This window comes from Rossellomorea aquimaris (assembly GCF_000935355.1).
In the GTDB taxonomy this organism is placed as follows: domain Bacteria; phylum Bacillota; class Bacilli; order Bacillales; family Bacillaceae_B; genus Rossellomorea; species Rossellomorea aquimaris_B.
This window is the reverse complement of record NZ_JXZC01000022.1, coordinates 1-1,101: the sequence shown is the minus strand read 5'-3', so window position 1 is coordinate 1,101 and position 1,101 is coordinate 1. Positions and strand designations below refer to the sequence as shown.

2 rRNA genes are annotated in these 1,101 nt (G+C 52.6%); both read right to left on the bottom strand.

Annotated features, from left to right (window positions below):
• Nucleotides 1-30 precede the first annotated feature (30 nt).
• A 5S ribosomal RNA gene (gene rrf, locus TV75_RS20865) occupies nt 31-146 on the bottom strand.
• A gap of 157 nt (nt 147-303) precedes the next feature.
• A 23S ribosomal RNA gene (locus TV75_RS20860) occupies nt 304-1,101 on the bottom strand; the annotation flags it as partial.

Here is a 1,101-nt window from a genome sequence, read left to right as displayed (position 1 = left end):
TGCTTTCGCAAATGGGGTTTCGGAATTTAATCTTGACGATGACCTACTCTCACATGGGGAAACCCCACACTACCATCGGCGATGCATCGTTTCACTACTGAGTTCGGGATGGGATCAGGTGGTTCCAATGCTCTATGGTCGTCAAGAAATTCGGGTACTGAGTCGTGGCCGGTTGGCCTCGCTTCAGCAAATTGGGTATGTGATAGCTTTCGGTGTTTTGTGAGTTTCGAACTTTCGGTTCGTTTCGTCTTCACACACCGCAATCTGGTGCCTTTTCAGGTCAGCAAATTGCTTGGGTGTTATATGGTCAAGCCTCACGGGCAATTAGTATTGGTTAGCTCAACGCCTCACAGCGCTTACACACCCAACCTATCAACGTCGTAGTCTTCGACGGCCCTTCAGGGGACTCAAGGTCCCAGTGAGATCTCATCTTGAGGCTAGTTTCCCGCTTAGATGCTTTCAGCGGTTATCTATTCCGAACATAGCTACCCGGCAATGCCACTGGCGTGACAACCGGAACACCAGAGGTTCGTCCACTCCGGTCCTCTCGTACTAGGAGCAGCCCCTCTCAAATCTCAAACGTCCACGGCAGATAGGGACCGAACTGTCTCACGACGTTCTAAACCCAGCTCGCGTACCACTTTAAATGGCGAACAGCCATACCCTTGGGACCGGCTTCAGCCCCAGGATGTGATGAGCCGACATCGAGGTGCCAAACACCGCCGTCGATATGAACTCTTGGGCGGTATCAGCCTGTTATCCCCGGAGTACCTTTTATCCGTTGAGCGATGGCCCTTCCATACAGAACCACCGGATCACTAAGACCTACTTTCGTACCTGCTCGACGTGTCTGTCTCGCAGTCAAGCGCGCTTTTGCCTTTATACTCTACGACCGATTTCCGACCGGTCTGAGCGCACCTTCGTACTCCTCCGTTACTCTTTAGGAGGAGACCGCCCCAGTCAAACTACCCACCATACACTGTCCTCGATCCGGATAACGGACCTGAGTTAGAACCTCAAAGTTGCCAGGGTGGTATTTCAAGGTTGGCTCCACGCGAACTGGCGTCCACGCTTCAAAGCCTCCCACCTATCCTACACAAG